Here is a 24265-nt window from a genome sequence, read left to right as displayed (position 1 = left end):
ACAAATGGTGAAGTACATAATATACATGCTTGTAGCCTTTTTGATCATAGACCATGTATGGACTCACTACGGTCCCAAGATTATAAACGCGATAGCTTCAGACCTTATGGGGAAGGAGACAAAAGTGGTGGAAGAAGATAGCGAAAGGAAAAGTGTGTTGGACAATGGTATAGAAAGGCTTAACCATCTTAAGGAAAAATTCATAAGGAGGTGAGAGCATGGAAGACTTTAAACTAAGCACCATTGAAGAGGCTATAGAAGATATAAGAGAAGGCAAGATGGTGATAGTGGTGGATGACCCAAGCAGAGAGAACGAGGGAGACCTTGTTATGGCGGCGGAGAAGGTGACCCCAGAAGCCATAAACTTTATGACCAAGTATGGACGTGGGCTCGTATGTCTTACCCTTACGCCCGAAAGGTGCGAGGAGCTGGACCTTTACCCAATGGCTACCAGAAATACAGACCCTAAGGGGACTTACTTTTGCGTATCCATAGATGCTCATCCTAAGTTTGGTACCACTACAGGCATATCTGCATACGATAGAGCCATCACCATAAAGTTAGCTATAAGCCACGGAGCGAAACCATCGGACTTTATAAGACCTGGACATGTATTTCCACTTAAAGCAAAGCCGGGTGGAGTATTAGAAAGAGCTGGACACACAGAAGCTTCTGTAGACCTTGCAAGGCTTGCTGGTCTTTATCCTGCGGGTGTTATATGTGAAATCATGAACGAAGATGGAACAATGGCAAGACTTCCTGACCTTATAGAGTTTGCCAAAAGGTTTAACCTTAAGATAGTGACTATAGCGGATTTAATAAGATACAGATTGAAGAGGGAAAGGCTGGTTATCAGAGAAGCTACTGCAAACCTTCCCACCAGATACGGCTTTTTTAAGATACACGCTTATAGACATGCGCTTACAGGTGAGGAACAGGTAGCTCTTACCATAGGAGAGTGGAAGGAGGACGAGCCTGTACTGGTAAGGGTTCACTCAGAATGCCTCACGGGTGATGTTTTTAGGTCTTTAAGGTGCGACTGCAGGTCTCAGCTGGAAACCGCTATGGAGATCATAGCCAGAGAGGGTAAAGGTGTTTTGGTATACATAATGGGGCATGAAGGAAGGGGCATAGGCATAGTCAACAAAATAAAGGCATATCACCTTCAGGACATGGGTTACGATACTGTAGAAGCCAACGAGAAGATAGGCTATCCTGCGGACCTTAGAGATTATGGTATAGGAGTGCAGATACTGCTTGACCTGGGTGTAAGGAAGATGAGGCTACTCACCAACAATCCAAGAAAAATAGTAGCCTTAGAAGGCTACGGGCTGGAAGTGGCGGAGGTAGTCCCTCTCAGAATAGACCCAAATCCTCACAATAAGCTCTACCTTGAAACCAAGAAGAAAAAGTTAGGTCATATGCTCTGAGGAAGGTAAACTCTGAAAGTGCTACCCTCTCCCTCCTTGCTCTCCACCTCCACCTTTCCGCCATGGGAGAGGGCTATGTGTTTGACTATAGAAAGACCAAGTCCAGTGCCTCCCAACTCCCTTGACCTTGATCTGTCAACCCTGTAAAACCTCTCAAAGATGAAGGGGATGTGCTCCTTGGGAATACCTATGCCTGTATCAGAAACCTCTAAGATAACATAGCCTTTTTCTGTGCGAGCTTTTACCACCACCTTCCCACCCTCTTTGTTATACTTTATGGCGTTGTCTACAAGGTTCAAAAGCAGCAGGTTTAGCTTGTCTTCATCGGCATACACTTTTGTGTTTTCATCAACCTCATTTATAAGCTCCACGTTTATGTTCTGCGCTATCTCTCTTAGCATGTCAAAAACAACACTTACCAGCTCCTTAGCGTTTAACATCTTCTTGTGGAGTTTCTCTTCTCCTGATTCTAATTTGGTGATGATAAGAAGGTCTTCTACTATGTTTCTCAGATCCTCTGTCCTTTTTAAAGCTCTTTCTAAAAGCCTTCTTTTACCTTCGTCCTTCTCTTCCTCAATGATGGTTTCAAGTATGCTCTTTATTATGGCAATGGGGGTTTTGAGCTCGTGGGAGACATTAGCAACAAACTCCTTTTTAGACCTCTCGTACCTTTTAAACTTAGTTATATCTGTAAGTCTCAGAAGCGTTCCGTCACCTGCAGGGAATACATCCGCTTGATATTCAACTTCCTCGTGTTCAAAGGAAGTGGCTATTCTCCTTTTCTCACTTAGTCCCTCAGCCACAGCGGATATGAGGGTTAATACCCTAAAGCATTCGTAATAGGGCTTTCCCTCATACTCCTCCTTTATTATGCCCCTTCTGACCATAAACTCATTAGCATATACAACTCTTCCAGAGGTGGCTATAACAGTGTAGCCTTCGTCAACCTCTTTCAAAAAATCGCTAAGTATGCTCATTTAAACAACCGCATACCTCTCTCTAAACTCCTTTGCTACTTCCACCATGTTTTTGAGGGCTGGTATGACCTCCTCCCATCTTCGGGTTTTGAGTCCGCAGTCAGGATTTACCCACAAAAGCTCCTTGGGTAAAACCTTCATAGACCTCTCTAATACGGATGCTATGCTCTCTTTGGTAGGTACTGCCGGAGAGTGAATATCATAAACACCTATGCCTATCTGTCTATCCCAGTCTTTGAATCTCTCAAAAGCCTCTATTATCTCGCCTTTACTCCTTGAAGCTTCTATGGATATTACATCAAAGTCCATCTGGTATATGTACTCTATAATGTCGTTAAACTCACTGTAGCACATATGGGTGTGTATCTGCACATGAGGTTCTGCTCTTGAGCAGAGTCTAAAAGCCTTTATAGCCCAGTCAAAGTATTCCTTCCAATCCTTCCTCTTTAATGGCACACCTTCTCTAAAGGCCGGCTCGTCTATCTGTATGATCTTTATTCCAGCAGCCTCAAGGTCCTTTACCTCCTCCAAAAGTGCTAAGGCTATCTGATAAGCTATTTCCCTTTTGGGTATGTCTTCCCTGTAGTAGCTCCAGTTAAGGATGGTGACAGGACCTGTTAGCATACCTTTGACGGGTTTTTCTGTAAGAGATTGGGCGTAGCTTATCTCTTCTACTGTCATGGGCGCCGGCCTGTAAACATCTCCGTATATAATGGGTGGCCTATAAACTCTTGAGCCATAAGACAGAACCCATCCGTGCTTAGTAGTTGCAACACCTTCCAATTTTTGAGCAAAGAACTCCACCATATCCGTCCTTTCAAACTCCCCGTGAACCAAAACATCAAGCCCTATGTCCTCCTGAATTTTTATAGCCTGCTGTATCTGTTTTTTTATGAATTCTTTATACTCACTCTCAGATATCTTGCCTGCCACATAGGAAGACCTCATTTTTCTTACTTCCTCCGTTTGGGGGAAGGACCCTATGGTAGTGGTAGGAAATGCCGGAAGCTGCAGCACCCCCTGCTGAAGCTTGCTCCTCTCTCTGTAGGGAACTTTTCTTTCAAAGTCCTCTTCTTTTAGGTTGGCAATTTTTTCTCTCACTTCCTCTCTCACACCAAATGGGACGCTGACCAGATGCTGTATCCTTTCCACCTCCATACGGGCTTGCTGATGGCCTTCTATAGCCTCCTTTATTAGTTTCAGCTCTTTGAGTTTCTCTTTGGCAAAGGCGAGCCTCTCTTTTAAGCTGAGAGTAGGCAAACCCTCTATTTGGACGCTATGAACAGGTAGCTCCTCCTCTGGCTCCACACTAATGGGGAGATGAAAGAGAGGACAAGAGTTGGATATTAAAAGATGAGGAGTGATCTTAAGAAGCTCCTCCACAAGCCTTATCTTTTCTACGAGGTTTGCCCTCCAAACTTGCCTGCCGTTTATTATGCCGGCTATGAGCTTTTTATCCGATGGAAAACCATACTTTCTTATGTTTTCCAGATTTTCTGTGCTGGATACAAGGTCAAAGCCTAAGGCTTTGACAGGAAGCCTCACAAACCTCTCGTAGTCAGACACACTGTCGTAGTAAGTGATGACATAAACATGGACATACTTGCTAAGACAGTTGTACATTTCATAAACGAGGTCCCACTCTTGGGAGTCCATATCGTAGCACAGGGCAGGGTCTTCTATGAGAACTTCCCGAGCACCTTCTTGCTTTAGCTGTTTTAGGACCTCCTCGTACACTGGAAGGATGGCATTAAGGTAATTTTCCATGTCTTGTATCTTCTCTATCTTGGAAAGGTGATAAAAGGGTAAAGAAGAGCCTTCAGACTTTACGAGGGCTTTTGAGAGCTTCAGGAAAGTGTAAGGAGAGATGAGCTTAGGTAATGTATCTATGCCTTTGCTTTTAAAGTAAAGATACTCCTCAAGGGGATAGTTTTTGAGAAGATAAAAGTTTTTGCTTTCCAGTTCGGGCACTATGTAGTGGTAATTGGTGTTAAAGTATTTGCTCATCTCCATAGCCTGTCTTCCGCGTGCCATCTCAAAGTAAGTCTCAATACCTTTGTACTCTCCAAACCTTGATGGCACTGCTCCTACCATCAGGGCAGTATCCAAGATAAAGTCGTAGTAAGAGATTTCGTTGGAAGGAAAGATATCCACGCTTGAGCTGTATGTGTCTGCCATCCAATCTCTGAGGGCGTTCATACCTGTCAGAAACTCAGCTTCCGAAACTTTCCCCTTCCAGAAGCTTTCTAAAAGGCTCTTAAACTCTCTCTTCTCTCCAAGTTTGGGAAACCCATAAGCCAAAGTCTGCATGACTTCCTCCTTTACTTTCCTGAAATTATAGCAAGTTTTAGCTCACACTCAAAGAGAAACTCCAAAGCCTCAAGCCTCATAAGAGCTTGACTTACCTGCTCACCCCAAATATAAACACCGTGAGATTTAAGCAAAAATCCCACAGTATCAGGATGCTCAAACAGGTAATCTTTGAGCTTTCTGGCAAGAAAAGGCATGTCCTGAGAGTTTTCAAAGATGGGAATAACCACCTCACCTTCGTGAGTATCTAAGCCAAAAGCTTTTAAAAGCTCGTAGCCCTTTAAAGGAATCTTGTCATTTACAAGCCTTGATATAACCGTTGCGTTGGGAGAGTGAACGTGCATAACACACTTGGCAGAAGGCACCATGCTGTAAATGGTAAGATGTAAGAGGGTTTCAGCAGAAGGCTTTTTTTGTCCATCTTTCAGATTTCCTTCCAAGTCAACAAGAGCGAAGTCTCTTTCAGTCAGCTTCCCTTTGTGCTTACCAGATGGTGTTATAAAGACGCTATCCTCATCCATCCGCAGGGAGAAGTTTCCACTGGTGGCAGGAAGCCAACCCCTTAAGTAAAGATCCCTTATGACTTCTACAAGCTCCCTTAAAGCTTCCATAATATATTATATACGCCGAGTGAGAAATTCAGAAAGTCTGTGATAATAACAGCCCCCTTATGTAGTTCTTCAGGTGCTCATTCCCCACATAAAAACTGGATTGTAGAGTTCAAAATCACTATCTGGAGTGACAAGTATATACGTGAACTACCAACCACTTATAGAAGTGGTGGCTTCCTGCTTAATCCTGTGATGACTCGTAAACTGCAAGATTTCCTTGCATTCCGCCGTCAGAGCACAGTCCACACATGTGAATTCGGGCTGTTACATCCCTATCCACCTTGAAGAAGATGGAGACTTCTTGATGATTATGTTAAGGAAGTTTCCCCAGCCATCTTCTCTTGGTGAGGCGCTCTATCATGCTTAATTTCTCAGCAGGCGTATAACTCGGGTTATAATAGTAATCCATGGTAAGTGTGGAGATAGTTACGCCTCAGGGTGTTGTGTTTTCACGACAGGTCAATTCGGTCAACATCCCCACTCAAGAGGGAGAGATAGGAGTTTTGGAAAGGCACATGTACCTTATGACGCTTTTAAAGCCCGGGCTTATCTATTTTGACGGAAATCAGAAGGATGGAATAGCTGTCACATACGGGTTTGTTGACATAACACCAGAAAGGGTGATAATCCTTGCAGAAGAAGCCTACACAGTTGGTGAGATTGATGCGGGTAAAGAAAAGGAACTTTTTGACCAAGCGGTCAAGAAACTGGCTACCGCACAGACTATGGAAGAGATGCAAGAGTGGGAAAGGGTAAGGGATAGAGCGAGGACGCTTCTGGAGATACTTGAAAGGTTTGGAAGCTGAAGAATTTGTCTTCTTTGGAGGCAAGGTAAGATTCAAACAGCCAAAAAAGCACAGACTTTCGGTAGTAGAACTGCTCTTTCTTTCTAATCTTAAAGGAGTTAAAAAAAACAGTAAAGTAGTTGATTTGGGAGCGGGATTTGGAACGCTATCCATCCTAACCTCCTTAAAGTACGGTTGTGAAGTGTGGGCAGTTGAAAGGGATGAGACCATGCTGGAACTCCTAAACTACAATGTACGTATAAACCAGCTTGATGGTAAGGTGCATGTGATTGAAGGAGACATACGCTTTATAGAAAGGTTTATGAAAAGAGATTTTTTTGATAATGTCCTTTTGAATCCCCCTTTTTATCCAAGAACTTACAGAAATAAAAACAACTACTTTCACTTTGAGACGGATACGGATCTGGCAGACTTTATTAAAGCCACAAAGTATGTGTTAAAAGATGGAGGAAGAGTAAACTTACTTTACACAGCTTTTAGGTGCATGGAGGCTTTTTTAATCTTAAAAAATAACAATATAAACCCTTATGCTGTGCGTATTTTTTATCCTAAAGCAGAGAAAAACGGCAAATTTATACATATATACGGCATAAAGAATGGTAAAGGATATATGACAATTGAAAAACCTCTCATAATAAACAGGAATGATGGAGAATATACTGACGAAGTAAAGAGCGTACTTTATGGATTTCTATGATATAATAAACACTTCAGGAGGCTTTTATGAGGTTGCCGGAAAAACTTATGGAGAGGATAGCAGATAGAATTATAAAGGAGTTGGGAGAGGAAAAAATTATAGAGGTGGAGGACCCTTACACTTTTAAGAAGAAGATACTGGCAGTTTTTAAAGAAGCTGAGGAAGAAGAGAGGATGCTTGACGAAAAAACTAAAGAGATGTTAAAAGAGAAGCTTGACCTGCTTGAAGAATCAAGTCTTGACTACAGGACGGCCTACAGAGCTGTGAGGGCAAAACTGGCTGAAGAGATGAACATACACACCAGCAGAAGGGAGAGGATGAACCAGATAGCTAACATGATAAAGGACCTTATAATGAAGGATGAAAGCGTAGAGATATATGAAGAGCCTCATCACATAAGAAACAGGATAAGGCAGATACTCATGGACGCTGTAAAGGAGGAGGAGGAGATAGATAGAGAGGTTAGAGAGAGGATAAAGTCTTACTCCAGAAGGATAGTGGAAGGGACCCCCGAGTGGAATCATCTTTATAGAAGGATTTACGAGGATGCTCTAAAGAGGAGAGGTTTACTCTAAGAGGAGTTTACCCGGGTTGAAGAGGTTTTTGGGGTCAAACACCGCTTTTATACCTTTTAGCACCTCTATGCCCACATGGCCTACCTGCCATTTTAAGAACTTTCTCTTGGTGAGTCCAACACCGTGCTCCCCGGTTATTGAGCCACGGTAAGAGAGTGCCAGCTGAAAAACTTCATCCACCGCTCTCTCCGCCCTTTCCTCTTCTTGAGGATCCTTCTTATCGTACAGAAGATTAACATGTAAATTTCCGTCGCCTATGTGTCCAAAAACTACCATAAGAAGGTCATACTTTTTGGCTATATCCCTGAGTTTTGGTATAGCTTCAGAGAGGTAAGTTCTTGGAAAAACTATATCTTCGTTTATCTTGCCAGTTTTGAGGTTGGCAAGAGCGGGTCCCAAATTCTTACGGACTGTCCATAGCTTTTCTGCTGATGCCTCATCCTGTGCCACCTTTACCTCAATACCCATTCTGCTGAGCAATCTTTCAACTGTTTGAAGGTCCTCCTTAACACCTTCAACTGACCCATCCAGTTCCACCAGCAAAATCGCCGCCACGTCCTTAGGAAGCCCTATAGGTTTGTATGCTTCCGCCGCCTTTATGGCATCGGCGTCCATAAACTCTAAGGCTGATGGAAAGACGCCAGATGTCATAATTTCTGTGACTGCCCTTCCGACATCTTCGAGTCTTTCAAAAAGTACCAAAGCTGTCGCCCTCGCTTTAGGTTTGGGTATGAGCTTTAGTATTGCGGAGGTTATAAGTCCCAGCGTGCCTTCAGAGCCCACAAAGAGTTTGGTTATATCATAACCTGCCACATCCTTCAGCACTGGACTTCCCGTCCTTAGCACCTTCCCCTCTCTTATAACCGCGGTAAGTCCAAGCACATATTCTCGCGTAACGCCATACTTTAAACATCTTGGACCTCCTGCATTTTCCGCTATGTTCCCTCCTATGGTGGAGTATTTGAAGGAGGAAGGGTCTGGAGGATAAAAAAGTCCAAGCCCTTCCACAAACTGTTGTAATTCGTAAGTTATCACCCCGGGTTCCACAAAAGCTACCGCATTATCCACATCCACGCTGAACCTCTTCATCTTCTCAAAAGAAACCACAACGCCCTTATCTACTGTAGGGACAGCACCACCAGTAAGCCCAGAACCCGCACCTCTTGGAAAGATAGGTATATCCTCTTGATAACAAACCTGTACCAGCTTCTCCACATCCTCCTGGCTTTCTGGGAAAATTACCGCCGAAGGAATAGCTCTCTCTATGGGTATAGGTGTTGCATCGTAAGAATAGAGCTTCCTTTCTACCAAAGAAACCTTTACCTTTTCTTTCCCAAGCACCTCTACGAGTTTATCAACAGGCTTTTTCTTCAGCAAACCGAGCATAAGAGTGATTATAAGCCTGAGGGTGATTATTGCAAATGATGTAAAGCATCTTCTATAATTGTCATATGGCACTTTTTGTACTTATTACTCTCCTGATGGTTGGTTTTTCTTATGCTAATGTGGTGGCAAAGGTCAACCAAAGGAGTATAACAAGAGAGGAAGTTATTAGCGCTTTCAATGCTTACTGGCGTGGGATAATACATCTGCCCATAGCTCAGGCTACCAAAAGAGATATGCAGGAGTTTCTTGTGGAGTATGTAAGAAGCCTGATAATACAGCAGGAGGCGAAAAAAATGGGCATAAATGTGAAGGAAAGCGAATTTAAAGAATACATAACAAAAAATATAGGAAATGTTCCTCTGAGTGAAACGGTGAGAGAGTTAGTAAAGACTGAGATACTTACCAACAAAATCTTAGACAGGATAGCAAAGGATATAGATGTCAGCGATAGGGAGATAACTGCATACTATTACCTAAATTTGAGAGACTTTAAGCTACCTGCACAGGTGCTAGTAAGGAGAGTTTTGGTGGAGGATCTGGACACAGCCAATGAAGTCTATTACCGCCTATCAAAGGGAGCAGAAAGTTTAGAAGGGCTAAGGGGAGTAAAGGAGGGTGACCCTATGTGGTACTCTATTCAGACGCTTCCAGAAATAGTAAAGCAGCAACTGTATCCCTACGAGGTAGGCAAAACTTCAAAACCGATAGATACAGGCAGTGGGTACCTTATACTTAAGGTCATAGACAGGCGGGGTGATGGCATTTTATCCCTTGAGGAAGCAAAGCCCGTGGTTAAAGAGAAGTTATTAAAGGAGAAGAGACAGGAGGTGTTTAAAAAATGGTTTCAAAAGGTCTCAAAGGAATATCGTGTGGAATTCTTCTTCTGGCAACTTTAGTTGCTTCAGCCTTTGCGCAGAAACTGGTGGATAAGGTAATCGCTTCCGTTAACGGTGAGCCTATCCTTGAGAGCGATGTAAAGCTTGCTGAGCTTTTTTATGGCACCCAGGATAGACATAAGGTTATAAATAAGCTGGTTGATGTGTATCTTCTTGCTCAGTTTTTGGAAAGTAGGGGAGGGCGTGTCCCAGAGGAATACATTAGTGCAACCCTTATGGATATAGCAAAAGCCAACAACACGGACTTGGAGGGACTGGCAAAAGAATTGGCAAAGGAAGAGCTTACTCTTGACGACCTTAAAAGGTTTCTTGAGAAGGAGCTTCTCTCTACGCAAGGTCTGAGCATATACCTTTCTAAGGAGATAAAAGTCTCTGACCTTGATGTGGAACTTGAAAAACTAAAGAGAGGAGAGGTTAAGCTAAGGAGGGACATAGACCTGCTTGTACTTGATAAAAAGGACGGAGAGAAGTTGCTAAAGATGATGGAAGAAAGGAAGACACTTCAGGATATAGCAAGGGCGTTCTCTGCAAAAGTGGAGAGTCTCAGTGTGGAGAAAGGTGATCTGGTGGAACCTCTTGATAAAGAGGTCTGGAAAGCTCCCCTAAACACTCTTGTAGTTGCAGAAGATGGTGAGCACATATATTTGGCTCAGGTAAAAGACCAGAAGGAAATATACAGCGGTGTTTCTGAGGATGAGCTAAGAAAAGAGATACTGGCTAAAAAAATTGAAGAAAAAAGAAGGGAGCTTCTTGAAAACTTAAAGAAGAAGAGCTTTGTAAAGATCTTTTCGGATGCGTATTCTTTCGGTAGTTGATGGGATCGGCTGGGGCGGTACAAAAGAGCAGGTGTACCTGCTGGCTAAGGAGTTTGCCAAGAGGGGTACAGACATCCATTTAGCTTTAGCCTTTGAATATGTCCATATGGTAGAAAAGCTAAAACCTTACCGCGTAAGGTTTCACTTTTTTGAGCACCATAACAAACTCTCAAGATTTAATTTGGCCAACTATTACAGGCTCTGGAAGATAATAAAAGACATTGGCTTTCATGTGGTAATTGCCAACTCACCACACGCCTTTGACTTTGTGAGGATGGTATATCCCTTTCTCAAAAAGAGACCCAAGTTAGTGGCGGTAAAGCGATCAGGCAGGATGCCCAATATTCTGTCTTTGAAGCTCAAGTATGCTTATGCGGACGCTCTTGTGGCAGTGTCTTCTGCCATAAAGGAGAGCCTGGTAAAAGGTGGATTTCCGGAAGAAAAAGTATTCGTTATAGAAAGCGGGATAGACACGGAAAGATTCAGAAAGAATGAAGAAGCCAGATGGCACACAAGAAAAAAGCTCGGACTTTCTGCCGAGGATAAAGTTTTTATAAATGTTGCCAACTGGAACCCAAAGGTAAAGGGACAGGACAAGCTTATACAAGCCTTCTCCAAGATGCGGTGCGACAAGTGTTATTTAGTATTGGTAGGTATAGATACGGACCTTCACGCACCACCTATAGCAAAAGGGTACGGCATAGGAGATAGAGTTTTGGCTCTTGGCTTTAGGGAGGATGTGGAGAACCTTTTAAACGCCTCTGACTTTTTTGTGCTTTCTTCTTACCTTGAAGGTATATCCAATTCTCTACTTCAGGCTATGGCTTGCGGTAAAGTGGTAATATCCACCAGCGCAGGTGGGATAGGGAAAGTTATAAAGGATGGGCAGAATGGTTTTCTTGTGGATGTGGGTGATTTTGAAGGGCTTCTTAAGAAGATGCTCCATGTCCTTAAGCTTTCTGAAGAAGAACTTAGCAAAATATCCCAAAGAGCTTGCATAACGGCTCAGGACTTTTCCATAAGTAAAACGGCAGATGCTTACGAAAAACTCTTTGAGAGGTTGACCTCTTGATACTGGTCTTGCTCTACCACAAGGTTATTAAGTACCCTACCTTTGACCTCTGGTGGAAGACCTTTGACCTTCAGCTTTGCATCATAAAAAGACTCTTTAAAGTCATTACTCTTGATGATGTTGTATACCTTGTAAGTGAAGGAAAACATCCCAAATACCCATCAGTTGCCATCACCTTTGACGATGGATATGCTGACAACTATATTTACGCGTACCCTCTTCTTAAAAAGCATGGACTCAGAGCTACCATTTTTGTTGCATCTTCAAGAGTACTAAAAGAGGAAGGAAAGAGAAAAACCCTTGAGGACTACTGGAAGGCAAAAGCTTCTTTTAGTGAGCTTTACTCTCCCAAAAATATGTGGCAAGCCAATTACGAGTTTCTAAAAGAAGGAAAAAGTCAGGACTTTTTAAGCCAAGAGGAGCTTTGCAGTATGGGAGATGTTTTTGACATAGGCTGGCACTCCAAGTATCATACAAAAGACTTCTGTGAAGAAAGATTGCTGGATTTTTATGACGGCAAAAGCTGGCACTGGTCTCTTCTTCATGCTTATGGAGAAGAGCCCAAGATGGGATTTCCCATATTTCCCATGAAGGGGTCTCTTTCCATAAGAAGGGGCAGGCTTAGGGAGGAAGTGAGAGCTTTCTTAAGGGATTTGCCTTCCGACATCCTTAGGAAAAGAGGGTGGAAAGAGTGGCTAAGGCAAGAGCTTCTTAAGAACTTTGATAAGCTTTTGGAATTTGAGAAAGAAGAAGAGAGGATAAGAAGGGTTGAGAAGGAAATAGATGAGTCTTTAAGAGAGCTTGAGGAAATGACTGGAAAGCGCATAATTCACTCAGCTTATCCTTTTGGAGATTACGATGAGCTTTTAAGAAATATGCTTTCCCAAAGATTTTTATCAGCCTTCACCACCCAAAAGAGAACTATCAAGTATGGGGAAGATAAATACCTTATTCCGAGAGTGACTGTGCCAAAAGACATGTGGTCATTTTTGGTTATCTTGGCAAAGTTTCTAAGAAATCTCTGAGGTCTTTGAGGCTTTCAAAGATAAAGTCCGGGCAAAAGTTTGCCTTTGAAAGCTCTTCCTTTCTATACTTACCTGTTGTCATAAAAATGGTTTTGATGCCAAGGTTTTTGGCGCCAACGAGGTCCGTGTATATGTCATCGCTCACAAGGTAAGTCTCTTCTCCGGGCATGTCCTCTATGGCGTAGTTTATGAACTCTTCCGATGGTTTGCCCAGGTTGGGAACATCCTCTTTGTAGTTGCATGCGTGTACAAGCATCCGTGCTATAGCACCCGCACCAGGAAAGTAAAGACCATCATCATCCTTAACTATCCTGCTTAGGTTAACGGGCAGTATCTTGGCGTTGGACAAAAATACGGCAGATGTTGCGGTTTTTATCTTGTTAAAGTCTAAGTTTCTATCCTGCCCTATTATGACGGCTTGGACAGCGTGGTTTTCCACCACTTGAAAACCTCCTCCTTCAAGGTAAGACTTGAGGTTAGGCGTGCCTATTACGAATAGACGGTAAATGCCGTTTCTTCTTAGATAATGGGGCAGTATGCTAAGAGGTGATACGAACTTTTCTTCTTCAAGAAATATCCCTTTGCCTTTTAGGCTTTCTATCATCTCTCTGGGTGGCTTTGTGGAGTTGTTGGAAACCACCTTGAATGGTACGCCTTTCCTTCTGAGGAAGTTTAAAAAATCGGAAGTATCCGGAAAAGGGTTGAGAGCTTTGTCTCTTACAAGTACGCCATCCAGGTCAAGCAAAAGTCTTATCATATTTTGAAGGGTATGCTGATCCAGAGCTCGTCAAAACCTTCCTTTTCCCTCTTTATATCCACTTCTATCCTTCTTACTTCAAACTGGGGGTACTTGGAAAAAACAGAAACAAGGTCATCTCTGAGCTTTTCCACGAAGTTAGGTGGGAGTCCACGCCTCTCATAAGCCAGCACTAAGGTAAGTCTCTTTCTTGCCTCGTCTTTACTCTTCCCTCTCCCAAACAGAAAATCCAGCAAGTTTTACCTCCCAAACAGCTTTTCTAAGAAGCTCTTTTTTTCACCATGGTACACTATGGGGACATCTTCTCCGAGTACTCTCCTTGCAATATCCAGAAGGGCTTTTGATGCGTTGTAGCTTTCGTCAAGAACTATAGGTTCTCCTCTGTTGGTAAAGTCCACGAGCTTTGGCTCTTCTGGCACAACACCCAGCAGGGGTGCCTTGAGAATGTCCACCACATCCTCAACAGAGAGCATCTCTCCTTTTTTGACCGCATCCCACCTTATGCGATTCACAATCAAAAAGTAATCCTTCTTACCCATATTTTCAAGAAGTCCTATTATCCTGTCCGCATCTCTGACCGATGAAACTTCGGGGTTCACAACCACAAGCGCTGTATCCGCTGGAAGTACTGCTATTTGAAAACCTTGCTCTATACCCGCAGGCGAGTCTATAAACACATAATCATACTCTTGCAAGGCTTTTATGTCTTCTAAAAGTTTTACCCATTTATCTTTATCCACCGCATCCTTATTCTTTGTTTGGTTGGCAGGAAGAAGCCACAGGGGGATTCCCCTCTTGTCCTTGACCAGCGCTTTGGAAAACTCTACCCTACCATCAAGCACATCCAGTATGTCGTAAACTATTCTGTTTTCAAGCCCCAGTATCATGTCAAGATTTCTGAGTCCAATGTCCGCATCCACCGCCAAAACCTTTTTTCCGAGCTTGGCAAGAGCAACTCCCAAGTTTGCAGTGATGGTTGTTTTTCCTACGCCGCCTTTCCCCGATGTAATAACGTATATCTTTGTCATCCTTTCACCTTCTCTAAAACTATTGTACCATTTTCAATTTTTGCAACTTCAGGATAACCCGGAGAGTTTCTGTCTTCGTCGCTGGATATGGCAACCTTCCTCCCTATTCTGAGCTGTTGGGGTTCCATCTGAAGGGCAACTATAACCGCGCTCTCATCACCCAAAGCACCAGCCACCGCTATCCCTCTGAGCTTACCCATCACTATGATGTTTCCTCCAGCTATCACCTGCGCATCTTTGTTGACATTTCCCAAGATAAGCACATCACCACCGTGCTCCACCTTTTGCCCTGACCTCAGATGCCTTTGAACTATCAAGAGTCTGTCACTCTTTCTCTCATCCTTATCCGAGCTGAGCCTTTTTACACTTTTTATCTCTCTGGAATTTAAGAAACTTTCTACTTTTGCCAGGTCCTCTTCGCTCAAAAATCCTCCATCATCTATAAGAAAGTAGCTTCCCTTGAAGAGTTTGGAGGATAACTTTTCGCTCAAATACTCTATAATTTCTTGGTAGCTCAGCTTCCCCTTTACTTTTACAACTACCACAGGTAGCGTTAATCCCCTTATCTCTATCATACTTTTACCTTTTTTTTGGCTCCGGGGGAGGGACTCGAACCCCCAACCAGGTGGTTAACAGCCACCCGCTCTGCCGGTTGAGCTACCCCGGATACCTTAAAAATTATAAACATTTTCTGTAGACTCTTCAACTTTCATCTCTTGTTCATACAAAAGAGTATATTCAAAAGTAAGGAGGTGGAAAGTATGAGAAGGCTAGCAATAACCTTTCTTTTAGTTTTGGGACTTTTATCTGTTTCAACCGCACATGAGAGAGTATTCTTCTCAGTAGGTTTAAACCTTGGCGTTCCCCACTACTGTCCTGACAGAGTAGTTTATGTGGAAAGACCAGTCATATACAGACCTTATTACTATCCTCCCCCAGTTTATTATGTTCCGGTGGAGAGGGTGATTATTATTCACAAACACAAGCACTGGAAGCACTGGAGAGATTGGGACGATTAAGTGTCAGGCAGTTCACCCTTCAGGTACATATCATAGGCGGAGAGGTCAAAGTAGCCGTGCCCGGATAGGTTAAAGAGTATCACCTTCTCTTCTCCTCTTTCTTTGCACTCCAAAGCTATGTCTATGGCTTTTCTTATGGCGTGGGCTGATTCTGGCGCGGGAACTATGCCTTCCGTTCTTGCAAAGGTAATAGCAGCCTCAAAAACAGCTCTCTGCTTATAGGCGGATGCGGATATATAACCTTCATGGTAGAGCAGGCATAAAAGAGGGGCATCTCCGTGATACCGAAGTCCTCCAGCGTGTATAGGTGGGGGAACAAATTCGTGTCCGAGGGTGTGCATCTTGATCAGAGGCGTCAAGCCTACAGTATCTCCGTAGTCGTATCTGTACTCACCCTTTGTTAAGGTAGGGCAGGCTTCTGGCTCTACCGCTATGACCTCAAGGTGGGGCTTTTCACCTGTGAGTTTGTCCTTCAGGAAGGGAAAGGCAAGCCCTGCAAAGTTGCTACCACCACCGACCGCGCCCACCACATAGTCAGGATAGTATCCTGCTTTTTCCATCTGTTTTTTTGCCTCAAGACCTATTACCGTTTGATGCAAAAGCACATGGTTTAGGACGCTACCAAGAGAGTACTTGGTGTCCGAAGAGGTAAGAGCTTTTTCTATAGCTTCACTTATGGCTATACCGAGACTCCCAGGATGCTCTGGGTTCTCTTCGTAAAACTTCCTGCCCGCCCGAGTGTAAGGGCTGGGTGATGGGATTACTTTAGCTCCCCATGTTTCCATAAGTATTCTTCTGAAAGGCTTTTGGTTATAACTTACTCTTACCATATAAACTTCACATTCAAGGTTAAAGAACTGAGTGGCAAAGGCTAAGGAGCTTCCCCACTGACCTGCACCCGTCTCTGTGGTGAGCCTTTTAACTCCTGAAACCTTGTTGTAGTAAGCTTGAGCCACCGCAGTATTTGGCTTGTGGCTTCCGGGTGGTGAGACGCTCTCGTTTTTGTAAAAGATCTTGGCAGGTGTCTGAAGGTACTCTTCAAGGTTCTTTGCCCTGTGAAGGGGTGTTGGTCTCCAGAGGGAGTATACCCTTAGAACATCCTCTGGCACTTCTATCCACTCTTTTTCAGAAACCTCCTGCTCCACTATAGGCTCTGGAAATATGGCAAGGAGTTTGTCCGGACTGACTGGCTCTTTTGTTTGGGGGTCCAGAGGAGGCTCCAGAGGTTTTGGTAAATACGGAGTGATATTAAACCAGCTTTTTGGTATCTCCTCCTCCGATAGCAGTATCTTCATTCCTTACCTCCTCATCTCCATTATACAACAATCTCGTCTCGCAACTGGGATTTACCTTTTTGGTGTTTTTTTCCATATACAAGCTGCCCCACCGATGCAGGGAAAGTAGCACTGTTCTGAGTTCCCTACCTACTGGTGTAAGCGTATACTCCACCTTTGGTGGTATCTGAGGGTAAAGTATCCTCTCTATTATCCCATCCCTTTCAAGCTCTCTGAGCTGTTTGGTGAGCATCCTCTGAGTTATACCCTTTATAGACCTCATGAGCTGAGAAAATCTTTTAGGACCATCCATAAGTTCCTTGATGATGAGAAATTTCCACTTGCCACCTATAACGCTGAGCGTTACTTCAATGGGGCACTTACTCATAGTGCACCTCCTATAGTTCCCTTTTTGTAAGTATATCACAAAACTGTAAGTACTTGACAAAAGATCATCAAGTGGTAAAATAGCCTCAAGCAAGGAGGTAAAAGATGGGTCTTTTCTCTCCCATAACCATCCGCGGGCTCACCATAAAGAACCGTATAGTGGTTTCACCCATGTGCATGTATTCCTCGGAAGATGGCTTTGCCAACGACTGGCATCTGGTGCATCTGGGCTCAAGGGCGGTAGGTGGTGCAGGGCTCATATTCACAGAGGCTACTGCAGTTGAGCCAAGAGGAAGAATATCTCCGGTTGACCTAGGTATATGGAAGGACGAGCATATAGATGCTCTCAGAAGGGTTGTGGACTTTTGCCACTCTTTTGGTGCCAAGATGGGCATACAGCTGGCTCACGCAGGTAGGAAGGCGGAGGATTACCCACCCTGGGAACGAGATGGTATGAAGATAAAAGGCTCAAAGCACGCCATAGCACCCAGCGCGGTACCTTACGGTGCGGACTGGCATACACCCAAGGAAATGACTGAGGAAGATATGCAGAGCGTTCAGAAGGCTTTTGAGGATGCGGCAAAAAGAGCCGTTGAGGCAGGCTTTGATGTTATAGAAGTCCACGCTGCGCACGGATACCTCATTCACGAGTTTCTCTCTCCCATATCCAACAAAAGAACCGACCAGTACGGTGGTAGCATAGAAAACAGGGAGAGGTTCCTCGTAGATGTGGTAAGGAGGGTAAGAAAAGTCATTCCCGACAGCATGCCTCTTTTTGTGAGAATCTCCTGCGTTGACCATATAGAGGGAGGATGGACACTGGAAGATAGTATCCACTTGGCAAAGAGACTCAAAGATGAGGGCTGTGATGTCATAGACTGCTCTTCTGGTGGTATTGTGGAAGATGAAAAAGTTAACGCTTACCCGGGCTTTCAGGTGCCTTACGCGGAGAGGATAAAAAAAGAGGTAGGCATCATGACCATGTGCGTAGGACTCATAACCACTTACGAGCAGGCTCAGGAGATAGTGATGAATTCAAGGGCGGATCTGGTGGCGATGGCAAGGGAGTTTCTGAGAGACCCATACCTTCCCATGAGGTGGGCAAAGACCCACTGGCTAAAACCAGAAGTGCCAAGGCAGTACATAAGAGCGTGGTTATAGGAGGTTTAGCTATGGTGGAGCTTTATATCAACGGAAAGGCTTATAGGGTTAATGTGGAGGAGGAAACTCCTCTTCTCTGGGTCATAAGAGAACATCTGGGGCTCACTGGCACTAAGTTCGGTTGTGGAAAGGGCATATGCGGTGCGTGCACTGTGCTGGTAGAAGACAGTCCCACAAGGTCTTGCATAACACCGGTAAAATCCCTTCAGAAAAAGAGAATAACCACCATAGAAGGCATACCTTCCAACCATCCTGTTAAAGTGGCTTGGAGAGAGCTTCAAGTTCCCCAGTGCGGTTATTGTCAACCGGGACAGATAGTGGAGGCTTATGCACTTCTCAAAAGGAATCCCAAAGCCAGCAAAGAGGAGATAGTTTCCGTTATGTCTTCTCACCTTTGCAGGTGCGGAACTTACGGAAGGATACTTAAAGCAGTGCAAAGAGCTCAAAAACTCATGGGGGTGGCGTCATGATCACAAGAAGAGAGTTGTTAAAGGCTGGAGCTTTAAGCATAGGCGTTTTTTTACTGCCAGATGGCGTAAAGATACTCAAAGCTCAGGAGACAAGCCTAAAACCCGCTCTCTGGGCAAGCATCAGCAGGGACAACTACCTGATGCTGCTGGTTAACAAGTCGGAGATGGGTCAGGGAGTTTATACAGGTCTTGCCATGATAGTGGCGGATGAGCTGAACTTTCCTTGGGAAAGAGTCAGGGTAAAGCCAGCTCCCGCAGGGAGCGTTTACATAGACAGAAAGATGGGGGCGCAGCTCACGGGAGGTAGCACCAGCGTAAGGAACATGTATGAGTTTTTGAGGCTCTTGGGTGCATCCATGAGGGAGATGCTTCTCACAAGCGCCTCTCAGGAGTGGAAAGTGTCAAAGAAAAAGCTCTCTGCTCGCATGGGCTACATAACGGACGGCAAGAGAAAGGCAAGCTACGGAGAGCTTTGGGAAAAGGCTATTAAACTGCCTCTGCCAGAAAACCCAAAGCTCAAAGACCCATCCGAGTTTATATACATAGGCAAAAATGTGTCCAGAATAGACGTGCCGGAGAAGATAGACGGAAAGGCTGTCTTTGGCATAGATGTGAGAGTCAAAGACATGATCTACGCGCTGGTAGAAAGACCCCCATACTTTGGCTCTAAGGTGATGTCCTACGACGCAAACCAGACTAGAAGGGTGAAAGGAGTCATTGACACATTCCCCATATCCACGGGAGTGGCCGTATGCGCCAGTAGTTTTGAGTCCGCCCTTAAAGGCAGGGAAAAACTCCGAGTAGAATGGAGCAAAAGTCCGCTGGAAGGCTTTGACGATGAGAAGCTGGAGCGCTACTACCTTGACATGCTAAAAAGAAAAGGTCTGGTGGCAAGGAGCGATGGGAATGCCCTCAAAAAGATAGAAGCCTCCCCAAAAAAGGTGGAAGCTGTATACCTACTTCCTTACCTTTATCATGCCACAATGGAGCCTATGGCTTGCGTGGCAGATGTGAGAGAGGACAGATGCGTAGTCTACGCACCCCTTCAGGCGCAGACCTGGGCTCTCAAGGTGGCAAAGGAGATTACGGGTTTGCCCGAGGATAAAATAGAAATACACACCACTTATCTTGGAGGAGGGTTTGGCAGAAAATCAAATGTGGAGTTTGTGAGGGAGGCAATAGAAATATCAAAGAAAGTCAAAAGACCCGTGAAGCTCATCTACACCAGAGAGGACGATGTAAAGTCTGGCTGGTACAGACCTATGAACGCCACCTGGCTCAAAGGTGCCATTGACGAAAAGGGCAAGGTAATAGCTCTTTATCACAAGATAGCGGTGCCTGCGGTCTTTGAGTGGGCAGGAAGACCCTCCAGAATTGACAGGGCTGCGGTGGAAGGCATAGAGAACATGTTTTACGAGGTACCTGACCTGCATGTGGAGTTTGTCAAGGTGGACCTTCCCATTCCCGTGTGGTTCTGGAGGTCAGTAGGAAGTTCTCACAATGCCTTCACTCTTGAAACTTTCATTGATAGACTTGCCAAGATGGGCAAAAGGGATCCTGTAGATTTGAGGCTTGAGCTTCTCAAAAACCACGAGAGGGCACAAAAGGTTATAGAAGTTGCTGTAGAAAAGGCAGGATGGGGCAAAAAGCCAAGATACGGGGAGGCTATGGGCATAGCCTACCACTTTTCCTTTGGAAGCCATGTAGCAGAGGTGGCGGAGGTGTCTCTGGACAGAAAGAGCGGACAGGTAAGAGTCCACAGGGTGGTGTGCGCCATAGACCTGGGACCTATGGTGGTGCATCCAGACCTGGTGGTCTCTCAGATGGAGAGTGCCATAAACATGGGACTGAGCGCCGCGCTCAAAGAAAAGGTGAGGTTTTCAAAGAACGGTCCTGCCAGCACCAACTTTGACACTTACTCACTCCTTACTATGGCTGAAGCTCCTCAGATAGAGGTGCACATAGTAAGAGGGGAGGGACCCATGGGTGGTGTTGGAGAGCCTGGACTCCCACCAATAGCTCCAGCGGTTGCCAACGCGCTCCTGTGGGGATACGGCATTGAAGTAAACAGCCTACCCATGACACCCGATTACATAAAAACGCTTCTTAAGGAGGCATAAAGATGGTGGAGTATGTGAAAGTGCCGGGTACGGACATACAGGTCTCCAGAGTAGGCGTAGGCACCTGGGCTATAGGAGGCTGGATGTGGGGAGGGACGCACCAAGAGCTGGCGGTAAAGGCACTTCTGAAAGCCTTTGACATGGGGCTAAATCTGGTGGACACGGCACCCGTTTACGGCTTTGGACTTTCGGAAAGCATAGTGGGAAGGGCTCTGAAGGAATACGGGGAAAAGGACAGGATAGTTATAGCCACGAAGGTAGGGCTCGAGTGGACGCCCGAGGGCAAAGTCTGCAGGAACTCCTCAAAGGAGAGGATAATGAAGGAGGTAGAGGACTCACTGAGAAGGCTCGGAAGGGACTACATAGACATATACCAGGTACACTGGCCAGACCCCAAGGTACCCATAGAGGAAACCGCCCAAGCTATGCACGAGCTATACAGACAGGGAAAGATAAGAGCTATAGGAGTTAGCAACTACTCACCACAGCAGATGGAGACCTTCAGAAGCGTAGCACCCCTGCATGTGTGCCAGCCCCCCTACAACCTCTTTGAGAGAGATATAGAAAAGGATGTGTTACCCTACTGCGAGGAGAAACAAATACTCATGCTCTTCTACGGTGCCATATGCAGGGGACTCCTCAGCGGAAAGATAAACAAAGACAGCAAGTTTTCTGGGGATGACCTCAGACAGATAGACCCCAAGTTTCAGGAGCCACGCTTTTCCCAGTATCTAAGAGCGGTGGAGGAGCTAAACAGGTTCGCACAGGAAAGGTACGGAAAGAGGGTCATACATCTGGCAGTAAGGTGGCTACTTGAAAAAAGCCCTCTGGGGGTAGCCCTCTGGGGAGTGAGAAAGCCGGAGCACCTTCAGGACCTGCCAGAAGTCTTCGGATGGAAAATAAGCCAAGAGGACATGCAGGAGATAGATCGCATCATAGAAAGGCATGTGAAGGACCCTATGGGACCGGAGTTTATGGCACCGCCTATACATTGTTGAACATGAGAGACCTAAAACTTCCCTTTTTGGAGCACATAGGTGCTGTAGTTGAGGAGCTAAGCAAAGATAGAGCAATCTTGAGCATAGATGTGCAGGAATATCATCTTCAGCACCTTGGTTATGTGCACGGTGGTGTTATATCAAGCCTTGCTGACAATACCGGCTGGTATGCAGTAATAGCAAATCTTTCTGAGAGTAAAACCTCAGTGACTATTGAGATAAAGATAAATTACCTAAAGCCTGCAAAGATGGGCAAGTTGAAAGCTGTAGGAAAGGTTATAAAGATAGGTAAAAGAGTAGCCTTTGCGGTAGTAGAGGTCTACATGCAGGACGAGCTTGTGGCTTATGCCACAGGCACATATGCTATCTTAGAAAAGGAGGTTAGTCATGAAGGAATGTCTTAACCTGATAACCGAAAGGAGGTCCATAACCTTCTTTGACCCTACAAAAGAAGTGCCGGAAGAGGTGATAAAGGAAATACTTGAGGTGTCCGCCACCGCACCCTCCGGCTACAACATCCAGCCGTGGGAGGTGATAGTTGTTAAGGACAAAGAAAAGAAAAGAAGGCTCAAAGAGATATGCTATGGACAGCAGAAGGTGGAGGATGCCTCCGCCAACATAGTTTTCATAGCCAACACAAAAGCGGGGTTTGAGCATGTGGATAAAGTATTAGACAGCTGGATAGACCTGGGATATGTGCCTGCAGAAAACAGAGACATGCTAAGGGAGAAAATACTGGAAGGCTGGAAGGATAAGGAAAAGGCAAAGAGGAAAGCCATAAGGGACTGCGCCTTCTTTGGCATGACGGTGATGATAGCCGCAAGAGCCTACGGACTTGAAACCCATCCCATGGAGGGCTTTGACGAGGAGGCACTAAAGGAGTTTCTCTCAATAGACAAAGACAAGATAGTTATAATGGTGCTTGCCATAGGCTACAAGCATCCGGAGAAGAAGCTATTTCCAAGAGCTTACAGGTTCAAGTTTGAGGAGTTTGGTAAGATAGTGTGAGCGGACATCTCATAGCCTTTGTAGCATCCTTTCTGGCTGGAGCTACCAACGCCATAGCGGGCGGGGGCACGCTTATCACCTTCCCCGCGCTGGTGTGGCTTGGGCTTGACCCCCTTTCCGCCAACATAACCAACACCGTCTCCCTCTGGATAGGTCCGCTAATGGGAGCTTTCGGCTTCAGAAAGCACATAAAAGCCGGCAGAAGATATCTAAAACCCCTGCTTCTGCCCTCCCTGCTTGGAGGGTTTGCAGGAGCATACCTGCTGGTAAACACCCCCGTCCAGACCTTTAAATTCCTCGTGCCTTTTCTCATACTCTTTGCCACGCTCCTGCTTGCCATAAACGACAAAGTGGTAGTCTGGGCGGAAAAGAACCTCAGGGGTAAGTATTCCGCATGGGTCTTTCTGGTGCAGTTTCTTACCGCGGTTTACGGGGGATACTTTGGTGCGGGCATGGGCATAATAGTGCTGGCATCTCTTAGCATGATAGGTATAGCGGACATACACATAGCCAACGGTATAAAGAATCTTCTGGGCATGCTCATAAACGGTATAGCTTCCGGCTACTTTGCCTTTAGCAAGCACGTGGTGTGGGAGTATATACCCACCCTTATGCTGGGTTTCGCCCTCGGAGGATACGCGGGTGCGAGACTCTCCCTCATGTTTGACAGAAAAAAAATAAAGCTTTTCGTAATACTTTGGGGATTCATTCTCTCACTGTTTTTCTTCGTATCTCTGTTTTGATGAGCTTTTTTTCATTTCTTTGTAAACAGCCTTGGCTTTATACATGCCCTTGTCAGCTTCCTGTATTAGCTCGTCCAAGCTTCGTCCGTGCTCCGGATAGCATGCATAACCTATGCTCAATGTCACCTTGTGATTACCTATACTATAGCTTATGCTGTGATACAGTCTGTAAATGATCTCAAGTACCTCACTGCAGGAGGTTTCTGGAAGGATTACAGCAAACTCATCCCCTCCCCATCGTGATATTACATCACACTCTCTCAGGTTATCCTTAATTTTTGAAGCTATTATTTTCAATACATGATCTCCTATACTGTGTCCGTATGTGTCATTTATCAATTTAAAATCGTTTAGATCAATAAAGAGAATAGCAAACCTCTTTCCAAATCTGTCAGCTTTTTTTATTTCTTCTTTTAGAAATTCTTCAAAGAAATACCTTGAGTAGGCGTCTGTAAGTGGATCTTTTAGGATAGCTTTTCTTTCGGATAACTTCTTTATCTTGTATCCTTGTAGCAGTATGGATAAAGAAAGTACAGTATATATTAACATGTTTACATAAACATTATGCACCATTGCAAGACTTATAAAGCAGAAACCTGCAACAAGACTTATTATGGATCTGATAAAGAAGGCAAAAGTTATCAACAAAAAACTTAGCACAATATAAAAGGCTTCATAATCCTCCATCTCCCGCAAATCC

28 protein-coding genes and 1 tRNA gene are annotated in these 24265 nt (G+C 44.8%); 17 read left to right on the top strand and 12 right to left on the bottom strand.

Translation table 11 applies throughout. The annotated features are described in order from the left end of the window. The first annotated feature begins 4 nt into the window (after nt 1-4). Entirely contained in the window at nt 5-214 is a 210-nt protein-coding gene (locus tag HTH_RS05450) for a hypothetical protein (protein ID WP_012963722.1), read from the top strand. Nucleotides 215-218: 4 nt separating this feature from the next. Beyond that, entirely contained in the window at nt 219-1430 is a 1212-nt protein-coding gene (locus HTH_RS05445; protein ID WP_012963721.1) for a bifunctional 3,4-dihydroxy-2-butanone-4-phosphate synthase/GTP cyclohydrolase II, read from the top strand. On the opposite strand, the gene HTH_RS05440 is transcribed toward HTH_RS05445, so the two are convergent. Genes HTH_RS05440 through HTH_RS05430 form a run of 3 tightly spaced genes read right to left on the bottom strand, consistent with a single transcriptional unit; the run spans nt 1418 to nt 5328 of the window. Further along, a complete protein-coding gene (locus HTH_RS05440; RefSeq protein WP_012963720.1) occupies nt 1418-2407 on the bottom strand; it encodes a sensor histidine kinase in 990 nt (329 codons plus the stop codon). The genes HTH_RS05445 and HTH_RS05440 overlap by 13 nt on opposite strands. Then, nucleotides 2408-4717, bottom strand: coding sequence for a 5-methyltetrahydropteroyltriglutamate--homocysteine S-methyltransferase (gene metE, locus HTH_RS05435; protein ID WP_012963719.1), 2310 nt, complete (start codon nt 4715-4717; stop codon nt 2408-2410). 11 nt (nt 4718-4728) lie between these two features. Further along, a complete protein-coding gene (locus HTH_RS05430; RefSeq protein ID WP_012963718.1) occupies nt 4729-5328 on the bottom strand; it encodes a methylthioribulose 1-phosphate dehydratase in 600 nt (199 codons plus the stop codon). Nucleotides 5329-5735: 407 nt separating this feature from the next. Here HTH_RS05430 and atpC point away from each other — a divergent pair, with 407 nt between their 5' ends. The 3 genes from atpC to HTH_RS05415 are packed head-to-tail and all read left to right on the top strand — an operon-like array spanning nt 5736 to nt 7406. After that, nucleotides 5736-6134, top strand: a complete 399-nt coding sequence (gene atpC / locus HTH_RS05425) for an ATP synthase F1 subunit epsilon (protein ID WP_012963716.1) — start codon at nt 5736-5738, stop codon at nt 6132-6134. Further along, the gene (locus HTH_RS05420) at nt 6124-6831 is read left to right on the top strand and encodes a tRNA1(Val) (adenine(37)-N6)-methyltransferase (protein ID WP_232500406.1); all 708 of its coding nucleotides are present in this window, start codon (nt 6124-6126) and stop codon (nt 6829-6831) included. The genes atpC and HTH_RS05420 overlap by 11 nt, the downstream gene beginning before the upstream one ends. A gap of 26 nt (nt 6832-6857) precedes the next feature. Further along, nucleotides 6858-7406, top strand: a complete 549-nt coding sequence (locus HTH_RS05415; RefSeq protein ID WP_012963714.1) for a DUF507 family protein — start codon at nt 6858-6860, stop codon at nt 7404-7406. Here HTH_RS05415 and HTH_RS05410 read toward each other — a convergent pair. Next, entirely contained in the window at nt 7398-8792 is a 1395-nt protein-coding gene (locus tag HTH_RS05410; protein WP_012963713.1) for an FAD-binding oxidoreductase, read from the bottom strand. The two genes, HTH_RS05415 and HTH_RS05410, sit on opposite strands and share 9 nt — an antisense overlap. Nucleotides 8793-8857: 65 nt before the next feature. On the opposite strand from HTH_RS05410, the gene HTH_RS05405 reads away from it, so the two are divergent. From HTH_RS05405 to HTH_RS05390, 4 genes are read left to right on the top strand one after another with little or no spacing between them, the layout of a single operon-like run. Continuing rightward, nucleotides 8858-9688 (top strand): peptidyl-prolyl cis-trans isomerase, encoded by an 831-nt coding sequence (locus HTH_RS05405; RefSeq protein ID WP_012963712.1) that lies wholly within the window; start codon nt 8858-8860, stop codon nt 9686-9688. Continuing rightward, complete coding sequence (locus HTH_RS05400; RefSeq protein ID WP_012963711.1) at nt 9631-10503, top strand: hypothetical protein; 873 nt, start codon at nt 9631-9633, stop codon at nt 10501-10503. The genes HTH_RS05405 and HTH_RS05400 overlap by 58 nt, the downstream gene beginning before the upstream one ends. Then, nucleotides 10481-11575 carry a glycosyltransferase family 4 protein gene (locus tag HTH_RS05395; protein ID WP_012963710.1) on the top strand — a complete coding sequence of 365 codons (1095 nt, stop codon included), beginning with the start codon at nt 10481-10483 and terminating at the stop codon, nt 11573-11575. Before HTH_RS05400 ends, HTH_RS05395 begins: the two co-directional genes overlap by 23 nt. Next, entirely contained in the window at nt 11572-12600 is a 1029-nt protein-coding gene (locus HTH_RS05390) for a polysaccharide deacetylase family protein (protein ID WP_012963709.1), read from the top strand. The genes HTH_RS05395 and HTH_RS05390 overlap by 4 nt, the downstream gene beginning before the upstream one ends. On the opposite strand, the gene HTH_RS05385 is transcribed toward HTH_RS05390, so the two are convergent. The 5 genes from HTH_RS05385 to HTH_RS05365 form a co-directional block, all read right to left on the bottom strand. Further along, the gene (locus HTH_RS05385; protein WP_012963708.1) at nt 12569-13357 is read right to left on the bottom strand and encodes an HAD-IIA family hydrolase; all 789 of its coding nucleotides are present in this window, start codon (nt 13355-13357) and stop codon (nt 12569-12571) included. The genes HTH_RS05390 and HTH_RS05385 overlap by 32 nt on opposite strands. Then, nucleotides 13354-13593, bottom strand: coding sequence for a cell division topological specificity factor MinE (gene minE / locus HTH_RS05380; protein WP_012963707.1), 240 nt, complete (start codon nt 13591-13593; stop codon nt 13354-13356). The genes HTH_RS05385 and minE overlap by 4 nt, the downstream gene beginning before the upstream one ends. A 3-nt stretch (nt 13594-13596) precedes the next feature. Then, nucleotides 13597-14385 (bottom strand): septum site-determining protein MinD, encoded by a 789-nt coding sequence (gene minD, locus HTH_RS05375; RefSeq protein WP_012963706.1) that lies wholly within the window; start codon nt 14383-14385, stop codon nt 13597-13599. After that, nucleotides 14382-14960 carry a septum site-determining protein MinC gene (gene minC, locus HTH_RS05370; RefSeq protein ID WP_012963705.1) on the bottom strand — a complete coding sequence of 193 codons (579 nt, stop codon included), beginning with the start codon at nt 14958-14960 and terminating at the stop codon, nt 14382-14384. The genes minD and minC overlap by 4 nt, the downstream gene beginning before the upstream one ends. Nucleotides 14961-14976: 16 nt before the next feature. Next, nucleotides 14977-15052 (bottom strand) — tRNA-Asn (locus HTH_RS05365). A gap of 94 nt (nt 15053-15146) precedes the next feature. Here HTH_RS05365 and HTH_RS05360 point away from each other — a divergent pair. After that, nucleotides 15147-15404 (top strand): hypothetical protein, encoded by a 258-nt coding sequence (locus HTH_RS05360; RefSeq protein ID WP_012963704.1) that lies wholly within the window; start codon nt 15147-15149, stop codon nt 15402-15404. Here the strand turns inward: HTH_RS05360 and HTH_RS05355 are convergent. Together HTH_RS05355 and HTH_RS05350 are read right to left on the bottom strand one after the other, a co-directional pair. Beyond that, nucleotides 15401-16699 carry a TrpB-like pyridoxal phosphate-dependent enzyme gene (locus HTH_RS05355; RefSeq protein ID WP_012963703.1) on the bottom strand — a complete coding sequence of 433 codons (1299 nt, stop codon included), beginning with the start codon at nt 16697-16699 and terminating at the stop codon, nt 15401-15403. The genes HTH_RS05360 and HTH_RS05355 overlap by 4 nt on opposite strands. Then, nucleotides 16653-17066 (bottom strand): winged helix-turn-helix transcriptional regulator, encoded by a 414-nt coding sequence (locus tag HTH_RS05350; RefSeq protein ID WP_012963702.1) that lies wholly within the window; start codon nt 17064-17066, stop codon nt 16653-16655. The genes HTH_RS05355 and HTH_RS05350 overlap by 47 nt, the downstream gene beginning before the upstream one ends. Before the next feature lie 104 nt (nt 17067-17170). Here HTH_RS05350 and namA point away from each other — a divergent pair, with 104 nt between their 5' ends. Genes namA through HTH_RS05315 form a run of 7 tightly spaced genes read left to right on the top strand, consistent with a single transcriptional unit; the run spans nt 17171 to nt 23565 of the window. Then, nucleotides 17171-18226, top strand: coding sequence for an NADPH dehydrogenase NamA (namA, locus tag HTH_RS05345; protein WP_012963701.1), 1056 nt, complete (start codon nt 17171-17173; stop codon nt 18224-18226). A gap of 11 nt (nt 18227-18237) precedes the next feature. Next, nucleotides 18238-18696 (top strand): (2Fe-2S)-binding protein, encoded by a 459-nt coding sequence (locus HTH_RS05340; RefSeq protein ID WP_012963700.1) that lies wholly within the window; start codon nt 18238-18240, stop codon nt 18694-18696. After that, a complete protein-coding gene (locus tag HTH_RS05335; RefSeq protein WP_012963699.1) occupies nt 18693-20816 on the top strand; it encodes a xanthine dehydrogenase family protein molybdopterin-binding subunit in 2124 nt (707 codons plus the stop codon). The genes HTH_RS05340 and HTH_RS05335 overlap by 4 nt, the downstream gene beginning before the upstream one ends. Nucleotides 20817-20818: 2 nt before the next feature. After that, on the top strand, nt 20819-21814 hold the full coding sequence (locus tag HTH_RS05330) for an aldo/keto reductase (RefSeq protein WP_012963698.1): 996 nt from the start codon (nt 20819-20821) through the stop codon (nt 21812-21814). A 2-nt stretch (nt 21815-21816) separates the two neighbouring features. Next, entirely contained in the window at nt 21817-22218 is a 402-nt protein-coding gene (locus HTH_RS05325) for a PaaI family thioesterase (RefSeq protein ID WP_012963697.1), read from the top strand. Beyond that, the gene (locus tag HTH_RS05320; RefSeq protein WP_012963696.1) at nt 22202-22822 is read left to right on the top strand and encodes a nitroreductase family protein; all 621 of its coding nucleotides are present in this window, start codon (nt 22202-22204) and stop codon (nt 22820-22822) included. The genes HTH_RS05325 and HTH_RS05320 overlap by 17 nt, the downstream gene beginning before the upstream one ends. After that, complete coding sequence (locus HTH_RS05315; protein WP_012963695.1) at nt 22819-23565, top strand: sulfite exporter TauE/SafE family protein; 747 nt, start codon at nt 22819-22821, stop codon at nt 23563-23565. The genes HTH_RS05320 and HTH_RS05315 overlap by 4 nt, the downstream gene beginning before the upstream one ends. Here the strand turns inward: HTH_RS05315 and HTH_RS05310 are convergent. Then, nucleotides 23536-24252 carry a GGDEF domain-containing protein gene (locus HTH_RS05310; protein WP_012963694.1) on the bottom strand — a complete coding sequence of 239 codons (717 nt, stop codon included), beginning with the start codon at nt 24250-24252 and terminating at the stop codon, nt 23536-23538. The genes HTH_RS05315 and HTH_RS05310 overlap by 30 nt on opposite strands. Between the last annotated feature and the right edge of the window lie 13 nt (nt 24253-24265).

The organism is Hydrogenobacter thermophilus TK-6 (genome assembly GCF_000010785.1).
Classification (GTDB): Bacteria; Aquificota; Aquificia; order Aquificales; family Aquificaceae; genus Hydrogenobacter; species Hydrogenobacter thermophilus.
The sequence above is the reverse complement of the archived record's forward strand: the minus strand, read 5'-3'. Positions and strand labels throughout refer to the sequence as shown.